The 13,352-nt window shown below is 63.8% G+C and carries 13 protein-coding genes and 1 pseudogene; 8 read left to right on the top strand and 6 right to left on the bottom strand.

All coding sequences use genetic code 11. The features are described from left to right. Window positions 1–36: 36 nt before the first annotated feature. Window positions 37–1,149: a D-alanyl-D-alanine carboxypeptidase family protein gene (locus tag AC1RT2_RS28540; RefSeq protein ID WP_069060854.1), complete on the top strand. Its 1,113-nt coding sequence runs from the start codon at window positions 37–39 to the stop codon at window positions 1,147–1,149. A 15-nt stretch (window positions 1,150–1,164) separates the two neighbouring features. After that, window positions 1,165–2,334 (top strand): CobW family GTP-binding protein, encoded by a 1,170-nt coding sequence (locus AC1RT2_RS28535; protein ID WP_493107394.1) that lies wholly within the window; start codon window positions 1,165–1,167, stop codon window positions 2,332–2,334. Between the two features lie 3 nt (window positions 2,335–2,337). Here AC1RT2_RS28535 and AC1RT2_RS28530 read toward each other — a convergent pair whose 3' ends face one another. The 5 genes from AC1RT2_RS28530 to AC1RT2_RS28510 all read right to left on the bottom strand — a co-directional run bounded on the left by AC1RT2_RS28530 (window position 2,338) and on the right by AC1RT2_RS28510 (window position 6,489). Beyond that, window positions 2,338–2,586, bottom strand: a complete 249-nt coding sequence (locus AC1RT2_RS28530; RefSeq protein WP_493107392.1) for a sulfurtransferase TusA family protein — start codon at window positions 2,584–2,586, stop codon at window positions 2,338–2,340. Further along, window positions 2,583–4,112, bottom strand: coding sequence for a L,D-transpeptidase family protein (locus AC1RT2_RS28525; protein WP_493107390.1), 1,530 nt, complete (start codon window positions 4,110–4,112; stop codon window positions 2,583–2,585). The genes AC1RT2_RS28530 and AC1RT2_RS28525 overlap by 4 nt, the downstream gene beginning before the upstream one ends. A 253-nt stretch (window positions 4,113–4,365) precedes the next feature. Further along, window positions 4,366–5,319 carry an acetyl-CoA carboxylase carboxyltransferase subunit alpha gene (locus AC1RT2_RS28520; RefSeq protein WP_069060850.1) on the bottom strand — a complete coding sequence of 318 codons (954 nt, stop codon included), beginning with the start codon at window positions 5,317–5,319 and terminating at the stop codon, window positions 4,366–4,368. A 76-nt stretch (window positions 5,320–5,395) separates the two neighbouring features. Next, entirely contained in the window at window positions 5,396–6,343 is a 948-nt protein-coding gene (locus AC1RT2_RS28515; protein WP_493107387.1) for a site-specific tyrosine recombinase XerD, read from the bottom strand. Then, the gene (locus AC1RT2_RS28510; RefSeq protein ID WP_150129992.1) at window positions 6,340–6,489 is read right to left on the bottom strand and encodes a hypothetical protein; all 150 of its coding nucleotides are present in this window, start codon (window positions 6,487–6,489) and stop codon (window positions 6,340–6,342) included. Before AC1RT2_RS28510 ends, AC1RT2_RS28515 begins: the two co-directional genes overlap by 4 nt. 153 nt (window positions 6,490–6,642) lie before the next feature. Here AC1RT2_RS28510 and AC1RT2_RS28505 point away from each other — a divergent pair, with 153 nt between their 5' ends. The 3 genes and pseudogenes from AC1RT2_RS28505 to AC1RT2_RS28495 form a co-directional block, all read left to right on the top strand. After that, entirely contained in the window at window positions 6,643–7,221 is a 579-nt protein-coding gene (locus AC1RT2_RS28505; RefSeq protein ID WP_493107385.1) for a shikimate kinase, read from the top strand. 10 nt (window positions 7,222–7,231) lie between these two features. Next, window positions 7,232–8,359, top strand: a complete 1,128-nt coding sequence (gene aroB / locus AC1RT2_RS28500; protein WP_493107383.1) for a 3-dehydroquinate synthase — start codon at window positions 7,232–7,234, stop codon at window positions 8,357–8,359. A gap of 209 nt (window positions 8,360–8,568) precedes the next feature. Further along, window positions 8,569–9,276 (top strand): annotated as a pseudogene (locus AC1RT2_RS28495) (transporter associated domain-containing protein); the annotation flags it as partial. Here AC1RT2_RS28495 and AC1RT2_RS28490 read toward each other — a convergent pair. Further along, window positions 9,277–9,558: a BolA family protein gene (locus AC1RT2_RS28490; RefSeq protein WP_493107381.1), complete on the bottom strand. Its 282-nt coding sequence runs from the start codon at window positions 9,556–9,558 to the stop codon at window positions 9,277–9,279. It abuts the pseudogene before it with no gap. A gap of 120 nt (window positions 9,559–9,678) precedes the next feature. Here AC1RT2_RS28490 and AC1RT2_RS28485 point away from each other — a divergent pair, with 120 nt between their 5' ends. The 3 genes from AC1RT2_RS28485 to cobT all read left to right on the top strand — a co-directional run bounded on the left by AC1RT2_RS28485 (window position 9,679) and on the right by cobT (window position 13,344). Continuing rightward, window positions 9,679–10,302, top strand: coding sequence for a J domain-containing protein (locus tag AC1RT2_RS28485; RefSeq protein WP_493107379.1), 624 nt, complete (start codon window positions 9,679–9,681; stop codon window positions 10,300–10,302). 123 nt (window positions 10,303–10,425) lie between these two features. Continuing rightward, window positions 10,426–11,424 carry a cobaltochelatase subunit CobS gene (gene cobS / locus AC1RT2_RS28480; protein WP_069060844.1) on the top strand — a complete coding sequence of 333 codons (999 nt, stop codon included), beginning with the start codon at window positions 10,426–10,428 and terminating at the stop codon, window positions 11,422–11,424. Window positions 11,425–11,442: 18 nt separating this feature from the next. After that, entirely contained in the window at window positions 11,443–13,344 is a 1,902-nt protein-coding gene (cobT, locus tag AC1RT2_RS28475; RefSeq protein ID WP_069060843.1) for a cobaltochelatase subunit CobT, read from the top strand. Window positions 13,345–13,352: the final 8 nt, after the last annotated feature.

The raw sequence follows: 13,352 nt of genomic DNA, 5'->3' as shown, positions 1-13,352 counted from the left end.
GAGACAACTCCCGATTTCGAGGACACACCCTTGCAGATGAACGGACGAACGACGCGCCGGAGCGCACGGCTTTTGAGCCCCGCCCTGCTCCTGGCAGCCTCCCTTCTGGCCACGACAGCAACGGCCGCCCCGCGCATGCTGGTGGACGTCAACACGCTCCAGGTCATCGAGCACGAAGATGCCTTCCAGCGCTGGTATCCCGCCTCCCTCACCAAGCTGATGACGGCGTACACGGTGTTCCGCGCCATCAAGGCCGGCGAGCTGTCGCTGGAAAGCCCGGTCGTGATGAGCAAACATGCCGCCGCCGAGCCGCCGAGCAAGATGTATTTCAAGCCCGGCCAGAAGATGACGCTCGACAGCGCACTGAAGATCATTCTCGTCAAATCGGCAAACGACGTGTCGGTCGCCATCGCCGAATCGATCGCCGGTTCCGAGCAGGGTTTCGTCGACCGCATGAATGCCGAGGCCGCCCGCATCGGCATGAGCTCGTCGCACTTCATCAATCCCAACGGCCTGCCCGGCAAGGGCCAGTACACGACAGCGCGCGACCTTGCCGTTCTCGCCGTGACGCTGAAGCGCGAATTCCCGCAATACGCGCCCTATTTCGCACTGGAAGGGTTTACGACCGGCAAGAAGCAGTACCCGAATTTCAACATGCTGATCGGCCGCTTCGATGGCGCCGACGGCATGAAGACCGGCTTCATCTGCGCCTCTGGCTTCAACCAGGTGTCCTCCGCCACCCGCAACGGCCGCAGCGTCGTTTCCGTGGTGCTTGGTTCGGACAGCCTCGGCGCTCGCGCCGACATCTCGGCCGGCATGCTGGAGAAGGGCTTGACGATGCGCGCGGGCAAAGTGCCGACGCTCGGCCAGCTCCGCCCCTATGGCGAAACACGCGACATCGTCACCGACGTCTCGCAGGAGATCTGCTCGAAGCACGCCGCCAAGGTGCGCAGCGAAGGCCGCGACGAAGCCGGTCGCCAGAAGCTGGTGTCACCCTATATCCACGAGCTGGACCGGCCGCTGAAGTTCGTCTTCGCCGGCCTTCTGAACGGCGAAGCGGCGAAGACGGCCGGCAACGACAAAGTTGCCTCAGGCGACATGGGCGATGTCGCCAATGTGCCGATCCCGATCCCGCGGCCCACTTACTGATTGACAGGAAAGACCATGACCCTCGCTGAGCGGCGCGTGCCGGTTTCCGTGCTCACCGGATTTCTGGGCGCAGGCAAGACGACTTTGCTCAATCGCCTGCTGAAGGACCCGTCGCTCACCGACACGGCCGTCATCATCAACGAATTCGGCGAAGTGGGCATCGATCATCTGCTCGTCGAGCAGTCGAGCGACGGCATCATCGAACTGTCCGACGGATGCCTGTGCTGCACGATCCGCGGCGAGCTGGTCGACACGCTGGCCGACCTGATGGACCGCATGCAGACGGGCAAGATCCAGCCGCTGAAGCGCGTGGTGATCGAAACCACCGGCCTTGCCGATCCTGCTCCCGTGCTGCAATCGGTCATGGGCAATCCGGTGCTCAGCCATTCCTTCACTCTCGATGGGGTGATCACCGTCGTTGACGCCGCAAACGGCCTGTCGACGCTCGCCAACCATCCGGAAGCGGTCAAGCAGGTCGCCGTCGCGGACCGTATTCTGATCAGCAAGACCTCACTTGTCGACGCGGCGACGGTGGAGGCGGTGAAGCGGGAGATCGCCGCGCTCAATCCGCGCGCGACCGTATCAGACGCCGATACGCCCGGCCTGGTCGGTCCGGACCTGCTGGCCAACGGCCTTTACGATCCCGGCAGCAAGATCCCGGACGTCCGACGCTGGCTGCACGAGGAAACGCACGAGCATCATGATCATCATGATCATGGGCATCACCATCATCACGACCACCATCATGACCATGGGCATCACCATCACGGCCATAGCCATCAGCACGCCCATGACGTGACCCGCCACGATGCCACGATCCGCTCCTTCAGCATCGTGCACGATCGTCCGGTCGATCCGATGGCGCTCGACATGTTCATCGACCTGCTGCGCTCCGCGCACGGCGAAAAGCTGCTGCGCATGAAGGGCATCGTGCTGATGTCCACCAGCCCGGAGCGTCCGCTGGTGCTGCATGGCGTGCAAAGCGTCTTCCATCCGCCGGAGCGCCTACCCGCCTGGCCGGAAGCAGCGGACCGCCGCACGCGGCTGGTGCTGATTACCAAGGACCTGCCCGAAGCCTTCGTGCGCGACCTCTTCGACGCCTTCACCGGCACACCGAAGATCGACCGCCCGGACCGCGCCGCCCTGGAGGACAACCCGCTCGCCATACCGGGCCTGCGTCTTTAGAGCTTAAGCTTTCTTGCGAATCAGGAAACGGTGTCCCGCTTCGACGCGCTCGCTCGCTTCGAGCGCGTGGCCGTCCTCATGGCAGAAGTGGGGAATGTCGATGACGGCCAGCGGATCGGTGGTCTCGACCCAGAGCGCTGCCCCTGCCGTCATCGACGACAGGCGTTTGCGCGTCTTCATCACCGGCAGGGGACATTTCAGCCCGCGCAGGTCATAGACCTCGGGGCCATCGCGACCAGCCGCGATGGTCATTTCTGCCAGAATTTCCAGAAGGGTTTTTCCGCCTTCTTCTCGACGACTTCGACATTGGCGTTATCGCCCGGCACCGCGAGGGCGCCAGCGCCTTCCGCCGGGCTCTCCACACGCTGGCCGGCAGTCTCGGCTACAGAGGTTCGCGCTTCCTTGCGCGTCGCCTGCTGCTGGCCGGTTTCGCTCGTCACCTGCTGTTGCGTCTGCTGGGTCTGCTGCGTCACGGTTGGGACAGGCTCACCCTTGCGCGGCTCTTCGTCCTTCACCCAGATCTTCCAGAAAGGCTTGGGCTCTTTCTTCTCGACGACCGCGACGCCGGGATTTTCCTCCGGCACCGGCAGAGCGCCCTTGCCTTCCGCCTGCTTGGCCGCCTTCGCGGCTGCAACGTCCGCGGCAAAAGCTTCTGCTTCCTTGATCTTCTGCTGCTCGGCCGCAAGCTTGGCCTCTTCAGCCTCGCGCACGGCGCGTTCCGCAGCCTCGACCTTGCGCTTTTCCGCTTCTTCGGCCTTGCGTTTTTGCTCGGCGATTTCGTGCGCCGTCATCAGCTTTCCGGCATCGAGCGAATTGCCGGTCGGTGCATAGGCAAGTTCGCGGCCCTTGCGCTGGTCGGCGACGATCGCCTTGCGCTGGGCTTCCGAGGGCTCGATCCAGACCGTGCCATTATATTTCTGCATCGCCGTTGCGTAGGCGGCGGCATAGGTCTTGTTGTAGCTGTTCAGTGCCACTTCGAGGGCAGCGGGCGTCGTTGTCGCCGGGCAGGCGCCGGTCGGCGAGAAGGGCTTGTCAGACTGCTGGTTGAAGACATACTTCTTCTCGCAGACATTGACCTCGGGCGGCCGCTTGGTCAGCTCGAAATGGTCGTAGCCGACCTTCAGCATCTTCCAGAATTCGATATGCGGATTGTCGCGGTGGCGCGCCATGTTTTCCGCGGTCATGCGGAAGGGGAACGCCTGAAGCTGGATCGTCGACTGGCCGCCGCCGAAGGCGTCGCGCGCAAAGGCGAAGATCTCCACCATCTGCTCGTCGGTCATCGAATAGCAGCCCGACGACGAGCACGCACCGTGGATCATCAGATGCGTGCCGCTCGCCTTGTTGGCGCGGTCGAAGGTATTCGGATAACCGGTGTTGATCGCGAGATAGTAGCTCGAATTCGGGTTCATGTTCGCCTTGGAGAGCGGGTAGAACCCTTCCGGCGCCTGGCGGTCGCCTTCCTTGGTCTTCGGGCCGAGCTTGCCGGACCAGGCGCAGATCTTGTAGTTGCGCACCAGCTTGAAGCGGTTCGCCCGGTCAGCCTTCCAGAGTTCCAGCCTGCCCTCTTCCTTGAAGATGCGCAGCAGCATCGGCGAGGAACGGTCGATGCCCATCGAGGAAAGCTTGCCCAGTACCGCCGACGACAGCTGGTAGTTGGTCTTGTTGGAAACCTTCGTGATATCGACGTCGACCTTGTCGAACGTGTCAAGCGTCTCGTTGGTGCAGCCGCTAGCGGCCACAGCGAGGAGCGATACAGCGGCAAGAACAGTCAGGCGCATTCGAAAGGTCCGTCAACAGTCGTCAGATCGCGTGCCGTCACGCCGGCTCGGCGGACGCGCAGTGGTAACCGGCTTATACTTCATAAATTCTTAACCGGAAATTTTTTCGCGCGCTGCCGGAAGACCGCAACGTTTCAGACACAAGGATTATGGCCGAGATTGGGCGGTGGCGGCCCAAGGGCCGCCAATCGGCAACAATTCGCCAGAGACAACCGCCATTTGCAGCCCGGCATGGACCGAACGGCGATTGGTCTTAGAGCTGGCGTCCGATGTTGAGGTAGCGCTGGCGACGGTCCTTGCGAAGCTGGTCGCCCGGCTTGGCGCCGAGGTCCTTGAGTGCCGCCGCGATGACATCGCCGGTGCGGGCGATCACAGCCTGCGGATCACGATGCGCGCCGCCGACCGGCTCCTGGATGATGCCGTCGATGATGCCGAAGGCCTTCAGGTCTTCCGCCGTGATCTTCATGTTGCTCGCCGCTTCCTTGGCGCGGGTGGAATCGCGCCACAGGATGGAGGCAGCGCCTTCCGGCGAGATCACGCTGTAGATCGCATGTTCCAGCATGTAGACGCGGTCGCCGGTCGCAATGGCGATCGCGCCACCCGAGCCACCCTCGCCGAGCACGACGGAAACGATCGGCACGCGGACATTGAGACACATTTCGGTGGAACGGGCGATGGCTTCCGCCTGGCCGCGCTCTTCCGCGCCGATGCCCGGATAGGCGCCGGCAGTGTCGATCAGCGTGATGATCGGCAGGCCGAAGCGGTCGGCCATTTCCATGACGCGAATGGCCTTGCGGTAGCCTTCCGGCCGTGCGCTGCCGAAATTGTGCTTCAGGCGCGACTTGGTGTCGTTGCCCTTTTCCTGGCCGATGACGGCGACGGCTTCGCCGCGGAAGCGGCCAAGACCAGCCTGGATCGCTTCGTCCTCGGCAAACTTGCGGTCGCCGGCAAGCGGCGTGAACTCTTCAAAGAGTTGTGCTGCATATTCCAGGAAGTGCGGGCGCTGCGCGTGGCGGGCGACCTGCGTCTTCTGCCAGGGCGTCAGCTTGGAATAGATGTCGGCCATCGCCTCGCGGGCGCGGACCTCCAGTCGGCCGACCTCATCCGTCGTGTCGATGCTCTCATCTTCTTCGGCGAGCTTCCTGAGCTCGTGGATCTTGCCTTCCAGATCCGAGATGGGCTTTTCGAAATCGAGGTAGTTGTGCATGAGATGCGTTTCCGATCGTTTGCTCAAACCGCGCCAGGATGCCGTCGGCCAGGGGCCGGTCGCACCGAGAGGGGTCCTAATCCTGTTTTTTTGCCTGTTTGGCAAGAGGGTGATGGGTTTGAACGAGCTGGTGGAGCCGTTCTTCCAGTACATGTGTATAGATTTGTGTCGTCGAAATGTCCGAGTGGCCAAGCAGTTCCTGCACGGCACGCAGGTCCGCGCCGTTCTGCAGCAGATGGCTGGCGAAAGCATGGCGGAGCACATGCGGCGACAGCGTCGAAGCGCGGATGCCGGCGCGGCCGGCAAGGGCCTTCAGGTCGCGCGCAAACACCTGCCGCGCCAAAAAGCCCTCCTTGCTCTGGGCCGGAAAGAGGAAGCGGCCTGCCGCCGGATCGTCGCCGATCTCCGCTGCCAGCGCCTCGCCATAGATTTCCAGTGCCGAAACGGCAGCGCGCGACAGCGGCACCAGCCGCTCCTTGTTGCCCTTTCCCTTCACCACGAGGAACCGCCCCGTCTGCGCCAGCACGCTCGCCGGCAGGGAAACCAGTTCGCTGACGCGCATGCCCGTCGCATAGAGCAGTTCGACAAGCAGGTGCATGCGCCGTTTGAGGAGAAGATTGCCGCCGGGCTCCACCACTTCGGCTTCTGCCCGGGCAATGAGGCGGGAGACATCGTCGACGCTCAGCGTCTTCGGCAGCGAGCGCCCCTTCTTGGGCGCATCGAGAATACCGGTCGGGTCATCGCCGCGCAGACCTTCGCCATACAGGAACTTGAAAAACTGCCGGAGCGCGGAAAGCCGCCGCGCCTGCGACGACGCGGCAAAACCCTGCCTGGCGAGATGGCCGAGATAGGCACGCAGGTCGTCCGGCGTCGCCTCGGTCAGGCGCACGCTGCGTTCATTGAGGAAGGACCGCGCATCCTCCAGATCCCGCTCGTAGGACTGCAACGTATTCGCCGCAGCACCGCGCTCGGCGCTCATCATTTCGAGAAAAGACTCGACCTGAAGGGCGGAGGGGTCCCTCATGGCTGTGGATTCACGCGTTCGGAGGGGATGCGGATCGTCACCTCCCGCTCCGTCGGCTCGACAAAGGTCACCAGCGCCACCATCGTGCCGTAGATCGACCCGGCGATCACGGCACAGACGAACAGGAATCGGAAAAGGGTGGGCATGGCATTCTCCGGGACGATGCCTTCCTATATCGCCTCCGCCTATCTCAAGCGCAAGACCGGCCATACGCCGACACAAGAGATGAAGGCTCCGGCAGACTTGACGCTTCCGGCACTTTTGTCGATACGGAAGGGGACGAAACCCCGGAAAACGCAATGACCGAGCTGATCGAACCGGCCCCTCTTACGCTCGCCGAGCAGGCCCGGGCAGCGCTCGGCAAGCGCAACCTCGTCCTGATCGGCCTGATGGGCGCCGGCAAGTCGGCGGTCGGCCGCCTGACGGCGCAGGCGCTCGGCATTCCCTTCATCGATTCCGACCACGAAATCGAACGCGTCTCGCGCATGTCGATCGCCGATCTCTTTGCGGCCTATGGCGAGGCGGAGTTCCGCGCGCTCGAAACCCGGGTCATCAAGCGCCTGCTGCGTTCCGGCCCACGGGTCGTGTCGACCGGTGGTGGCGCCTATATCAATGAGAACACACGAAAACATATCCGGCGCGGCGGGCTCACCGTCTGGCTGAAGGCCGATCTTGATGTGCTGTGGGAGCGCGTCAACAAGCGCGACACCCGCCCGCTCTTGAAGACGGAAAACCCGCGCCAGACGCTCGAAAACCTCATGAACGCCCGCTACCCGATCTATGCGGAGGCCGATCTCACGGTCCTGTCGCGTGACGTTAAAAAGGAAACCATGGTGGAAGAGGTGCTCGCCGCGATCACCGCCGCCAGAAGAAGCTAACGAGATGACCATGACTGCCACTGCCACCGCCGGCCGCACCGTACGGGTCGAACTGGGCGATCGCGCCTACGATATCCTGATCGGCCCTGGCCTGATCGCTACAGCCGGCCGCGAGATCGCAAGCCGCCTCAAGGGCCGCAAGATCGCCGTCATCACCGATGAAAACGTCGCGCCGCTCTATCTCGATGGCTTCATGGCCTCGCTGAAGGCCGAAGGCATCGATTCCGTCTCGCTGGTGCTGCCGGCCGGCGAAAAGACCAAGAGCTTCGAGCACCTGATCAGCGTCTGCGACAGCGTGCTCGCTGCCCGCATCGAGCGCAACGACGCCGTCGTGGCACTCGGGGGCGGCGTCATTGGCGACCTCACCGGCTTTGCTGCAGGCATCGCACGCCGCGGCTCGCGCTTCATCCAGGTACCGACCTCGCTGTTGGCGCAGGTCGATTCCTCCGTCGGCGGCAAGACCGGGATCAACTCGTCGCACGGCAAGAACCTGATCGGCGTCTTCCACCAGCCGGATCTCGTGCTGGCCGATACGGATGTGCTCGACACGCTGTCCCTGCGCGAATTCCGTGCCGGTTATGCCGAGGTCGCCAAATACGGCCTGATCGACAAGCCGGATTTCTTCGCGTGGCTGGAAAAGAACTGGCAGGCAGTCTTTGCCGGTGGTGAGGCCCGCATCGAGGCGATCGCCACTAGCTGCCAGGCGAAAGCCGACGTCGTTGCCGCCGACGAGCGCGAGAACGGCCAGCGCGCGCTGCTCAATCTCGGCCACACCTTCGGCCACGCGCTGGAAGCCGCCACGCACTATGACAGCGCCCGCCTTGTACACGGCGAGGGCGTTTCGATCGGCATGGTGCTCGCCCACCAGTTCTCCGCCCGCATGAACCTTTGCAGCCCCGACGACGGCAAGCGTGTTGAAGCCCATTTGCGCGAAGTCGGCCTGCCGACGTCGATGGATCAGATTCCCGGCGGCCTGCCGCCGGCCGAAACCCTGATGGACGCCATTGCGCAGGACAAGAAGGTCAAGGGCGGCAAGCTCACCTTCATCCTGACGCGTGGCGTGGGCCAGTCCTTCGTTGCCGACGACGTGCCGCAGTCCGAAGTCGTCGCTTTCCTCAAGGAAAAACTGCCGCAATGAACAGCGATACGTCCATCGCGCTCGCTCCCTTCCCGTGGCTGCTGATCATCGTTGTTCTCGGCCTGATCCCCCTCGCCATTTTGATCTTCCGGTGGCAGACGCCGGTCGCCGCGCTTTGGCGCAGCCGTCAGGAAACGCGTGAAACGGAGGGTGATCGCCGGAACGGTCAAACCGCCCGCGACAACACTCCCGCAAGGACCGACCGCGAAAAGACAACGGGCGTGCTCGACCTCGACGCGCTGGAAGTCTCCGACATCATGATCCACCGCACGACGATGCGCGCGCTCAATGCTGGCGATCGGCCGGAGGAGATCGTCAAGGCGGTGCTGGAAAGCCCCTACACGCGCATGCCGCTCTGGTCGGGTTCGGTGGACAACATCGTCGGCGTGGTGCACGCCAAGGACCTCCTGCGCGCGCTGACCGTGCCGGGCGTCGAGCCGAAAAACCTCGACATCACCGAAGTCGCGCAAAAACCCTGGTTCGTGCCGGACACGACGACGCTCAAGGAACAGCTCGCCGCCTTCCTGCGCCGCAAGGAGCATTTCGCCACCGTGGTGGATGAATATGGCGAGGTGCAGGGCCTCGTCACGTTGCAGGACATCCTGAAGGAAATCGTCGGCGACATTTCCGACGAGAAGGACCTCGACATGCAGGGCGTGCGCCAGGAGGCGGACGGTTCGCTCGTCGTCGACGGCAGCGTCTCGATCCGCGACCTCAACCGCGCCTTCGACTGGGCGCTGCCGGACGAGGAAGCGACCACCATTGCCGGCCTCGTCATCCACGAATCGAAGTCGATCCCCGAAGAGCGCCAGGCCTTCACCTTCTACGGCAAGCGCTTCATCGTCATGAAGCGGGTGAAGAACCGCATCACCAAGCTGCGCATCCGCCCCGTCGAGCCGGAGCAGCCGCGCGGCTGATCACCAGCGCATCGGCTCGCCCGGTGCTGCCACCTCGACGGCAAGCGCATGCAGCCCGGCATCGAACTCCGCCTTCACCAGATCGTTGATCGCCCGGTGGCGCGCCACCCGGCTCATGCCGGCGAAGGCCGATGCCACGATGCGCACACGCATATGCGTCTCGCCTTCACCATCGAATTCCGGCTTGTGGCCGGCATGCAGGTGGCTCTCGTTGATGACCTCGAGACGCTCGGGCGAAAAGGCGGCACCGAGTTTTTCGGCGATGCTGGATTTCATGGACATGGGAAACCTTCGGCAGGGTGAAATCATGCGCCGCGACGCAGAAAAAGGGTCCCACAAAGCCAGCAACATTCCGCTTTGTCAATTCTTGTTGCAGGCCGTCCGGAACCCCATAATGGGGCCATGAAACTCGATTCCAAATACTTCGACCGCATTCGCACGAAGCGGCGCGTGGAGCGTCCCGAACGCTCCGCGCCGACCTGTCAGTGGGATGGCTGCGAGGAGAACGCCGTGCATCGCGCGCCCGTCGGCCGCAATGCCGAAGGCCAGTATTTCATGTTCTGCTTCGAGCACGTCAAGGAATACAACAAGGGCTACAACTACTTCTCCGGCCTCTCCGACGGCGAGATCGCCCGCTACCAGAAGGAAGCCATCACCGGCCACCGCCCGACCTGGACGATCGGCGTCAACAAGGCGTCCAAGAACGGCCCGGCACAGGGCACCGCGCGCTCCGGAACGGCCGGGGCAAATCAGCGCATCCGCGATCCTTTCGGCTTCGTCGACCAGGGCAAGGGACGTGGTCCGCGCATGGAACCGCGCGCCAGAAAGCTGAAAACACTGGAGGCAAAGGCCTACGACACGCTTGGTCTTGCCGCTACCGCGACGGCCCAGGACATCAAGACCGCCTACAAAGCCCTTGTCAAAAAGCATCACCCCGATGCAAATGGCGGAGATAGAGGCTCGGAGGAGCGTTTTCGCGCGGTCATCCAAGCATATCAATTGTTAAAGCAGGCCGGCTTCTGCTAGAGCATTTTTTCAGTCGGGCGGAATCGCCCGGTGCCGCACAAATGCGGTCAAACGGAAGAGCATAGTCGGCGCACAACAGGATATTGGGCAGACGCTCGGGTGGCGGCAGCCCACGGAGACGTGATGAGCAAGATGGATCTCGATATTTCCAACCTCCCCGATACCACGGTATCCGTCCGGGAGGTTTTCGGCATTGATACGGACCTTCGCGTCCCCGCCTATTCCAAGGCGGACGCCTATGTGCCCGACCTCGACCCGGACTACCTGTTCGACCGGGAAACCACCCTCGCCATTCTGGCAGGCTTCGCGCACAACCGACGCGTCATGGTCTCCGGCTACCACGGCACGGGCAAGTCGACCCATATCGAGCAGGTCGCCGCCCGCCTCAACTGGCCCTGCGTGCGCGTCAACCTCGACAGCCATGTCAGCCGTATCGACCTCGTCGGCAAGGACGCCATCGTCGTCAAGGACGGCCTGCAGGTCACCGAATTCAAGGACGGCATCCTGCCCTGGGCCTACCAGCACAATGTCGCGCTCGTCTTCGACGAGTACGACGCCGGCCGCCCGGACGTGATGTTCGTCATCCAGCGCGTGCTGGAATCCGCCGGTCGCCTGACGCTGCTCGACCAGAGCCGCGTCATCCGCCCGCACCCCGCCTTCCGCCTGTTCGCCACCGCCAACACGGTCGGCCTCGGCGATACGACAGGCCTCTACCACGGCACGCAGCAGATCAACCAGGCGCAGATGGACCGCTGGTCGATCGTCACTACGCTGAACTACCTGCCGCACGACCACGAAGTCAGCATCGTCGCCGCCAAGGTGAAGCGTCTCGCCTCCGGCAAGGACGGCCGCGACACGATCTCGCGCATGGTACGCGTCGCCGATCTCACCCGCGCCGCCTTCATCAACGGCGATCTTTCGACCGTGATGAGCCCGCGTACGGTCATCACCTGGGGTGAAAATGCCGAGATCTTCGGCGATCTCGCCTTCGCCTTCCGCGTCACCTTCCTCAACAAGTGCGACGAACTGGAACGCACGCTGGTTGCTGAACTGTACCAGCGCGCCTTCGGCGTCGAGCTGAAGGAAAGTGCCGCCAACATCGTGCTTGAGGCGACGGCCTGACGGTCGGGTAGGAAAGTCATGGCTGCTCGCGGAGACAATTCGAAGCCGAGGCCCGGCGGCGTGGTCGACATGGAGCCGTTCCGCCGTGCGGTAACGGGCTGCGTGCGCGCCGTCTCCGGCGATGCGGAGGTGGAGGTCACCTTCGCCAACGAGCGGCCCGGCATGACCGGCGAGCGCATTCGCCTGCCGGAACTGACCAAGCGCCCCTCGCCGACCGAAGTCGCGATCACCCGCGGCCTCGGCGACAGTATGGCCTTGCGCAAGGCCTGCCACGACGCCCGCATCCACGCGACCATGTCGCCGCAGGGTGCGGATGCGCGGGCGATCTTCGATGCCGTCGAGCAGGCGCGCGTGGAAGCCATCGGCTCCAACCGCATGCAGGGCATGGCGCAGAACCTCAACGTCATGCTGACGGAGAAATACGCCAAGGCCAATTTTGGCGCGATTACCCGACAGGCCGATGCGCCGCTCGAAGAGGCCGTCGCGCTGATCGTGCGTGAAAAACTGACGGGCCAGGTCCCGCCGGCCTCCGCCGGCAAGGTGCTCGATCTCTGGCGCGAGTTCATCGAGGACAAGGCCGCCAAGGACATGGCCGGGCTTTCCGCCGCCATCAACGACCAACAGGCCTTCTCCCGCGTCGTGCGTAACATGCTCGCCTCGATGAACGTTGCCGAGCAGTACGGCGACGACGAGACCGAGCCGGACGATTCGGAAACGCCCGAGGACGAGAACCAGCCGCGCAGCGACGAGCAGGAAGACAACGAAAGCCAGGAAGACGCCGGCGACGATTCCGCCCCCGCCGACGAAAACGAGACGTCCGACGAACAGATGGACGAAGGCGAGATGGACGGCGCGGAAATCTCCGACGACGATCTCGTCGAGGATGACGGCGACGACACGGAAACGCCCGGCGAAGTCCGCCGCCCGAACCACCCCTTCACCGATTTCAACGAGAAGGTCGACTACACGGTCTTCACGGAAGAGTTCGATGAGATGATTCTTGCCGAAGAGCTCTGCGACGAAGCGGAACTCGACCGGCTGCGCGCCTTCCTCGACAAGCAGCTCGCCCATCTTCAGGGGGCGGTGGGTCGCCTGGCAAACCGCCTGCAGCGCCGCTTGATGGCGCAGCAGAACCGCGCCTGGGAATTCGACCTCGAAGAGGGTTACCTCGACAGCGCACGCCTGCAACGCATCATCATCGACCCGATGCAGCCGCTCTCCTTCAAGCGCGAGAAGGACACGACCTTCCGCGATACGGTGGTGACGCTGCTGATCGACAATTCCGGCTCGATGCGCGGCCGGCCGATCACCGTCGCCGCCACCTGCGCCGATATTCTGGCACGCACGCTGGAGCGCTGCGGCGTGAAGGTCGAAATTCTCGGCTTCACCACCAAGGCGTGGAAGGGCGGCCAGTCGCGTGAAAAATGGCTCGGCAGCGGCAAGCCGCAATCGCCCGGCCGCCTCAACGACCTGCGCCACATCGTCTACAAGAGCGCCGATGCCCCGTGGCGCCGCGCGCGGCGCAATCTCGGCCTGATGATGCGCGAAGGCCTGCTGAAGGAAAACATCGACGGCGAGGCACTGATCTGGGCGCACAACCGCCTGCTCGCCCGCCCCGAGCAGCGCCGCATCCTGATGATGATCTCGGACGGTGCGCCGGTCGACGATTCGACGCTCTCGGTGAACCCCGGCAACTATCTGGAGCGGCACCTGCGCGCCGTGATCGACCAGATCGAGACACGCTCGCCGGTCGAGCTTCTCGCCATCGGCATCGGCCATGACGTGACCCGCTACTACCGCCGCGCCGTCACCATCGTCGATGCGGACGAACTGGCCGGCGCCATGACCGAGCAACTCGCCTCGCTCTTTGCCGACGAAGCGACCAGCCGACGCCCCGCCGGCCGCCGCCGTGCGGGCTGAACCGGCGC

The organism is Shinella sp. GW821-FHT11G07 (genome assembly GCF_058808115.1).
The sequence above is the reverse complement of the archived record's forward strand: the minus strand, read 5'-3'. Positions and strand labels throughout refer to the sequence as shown.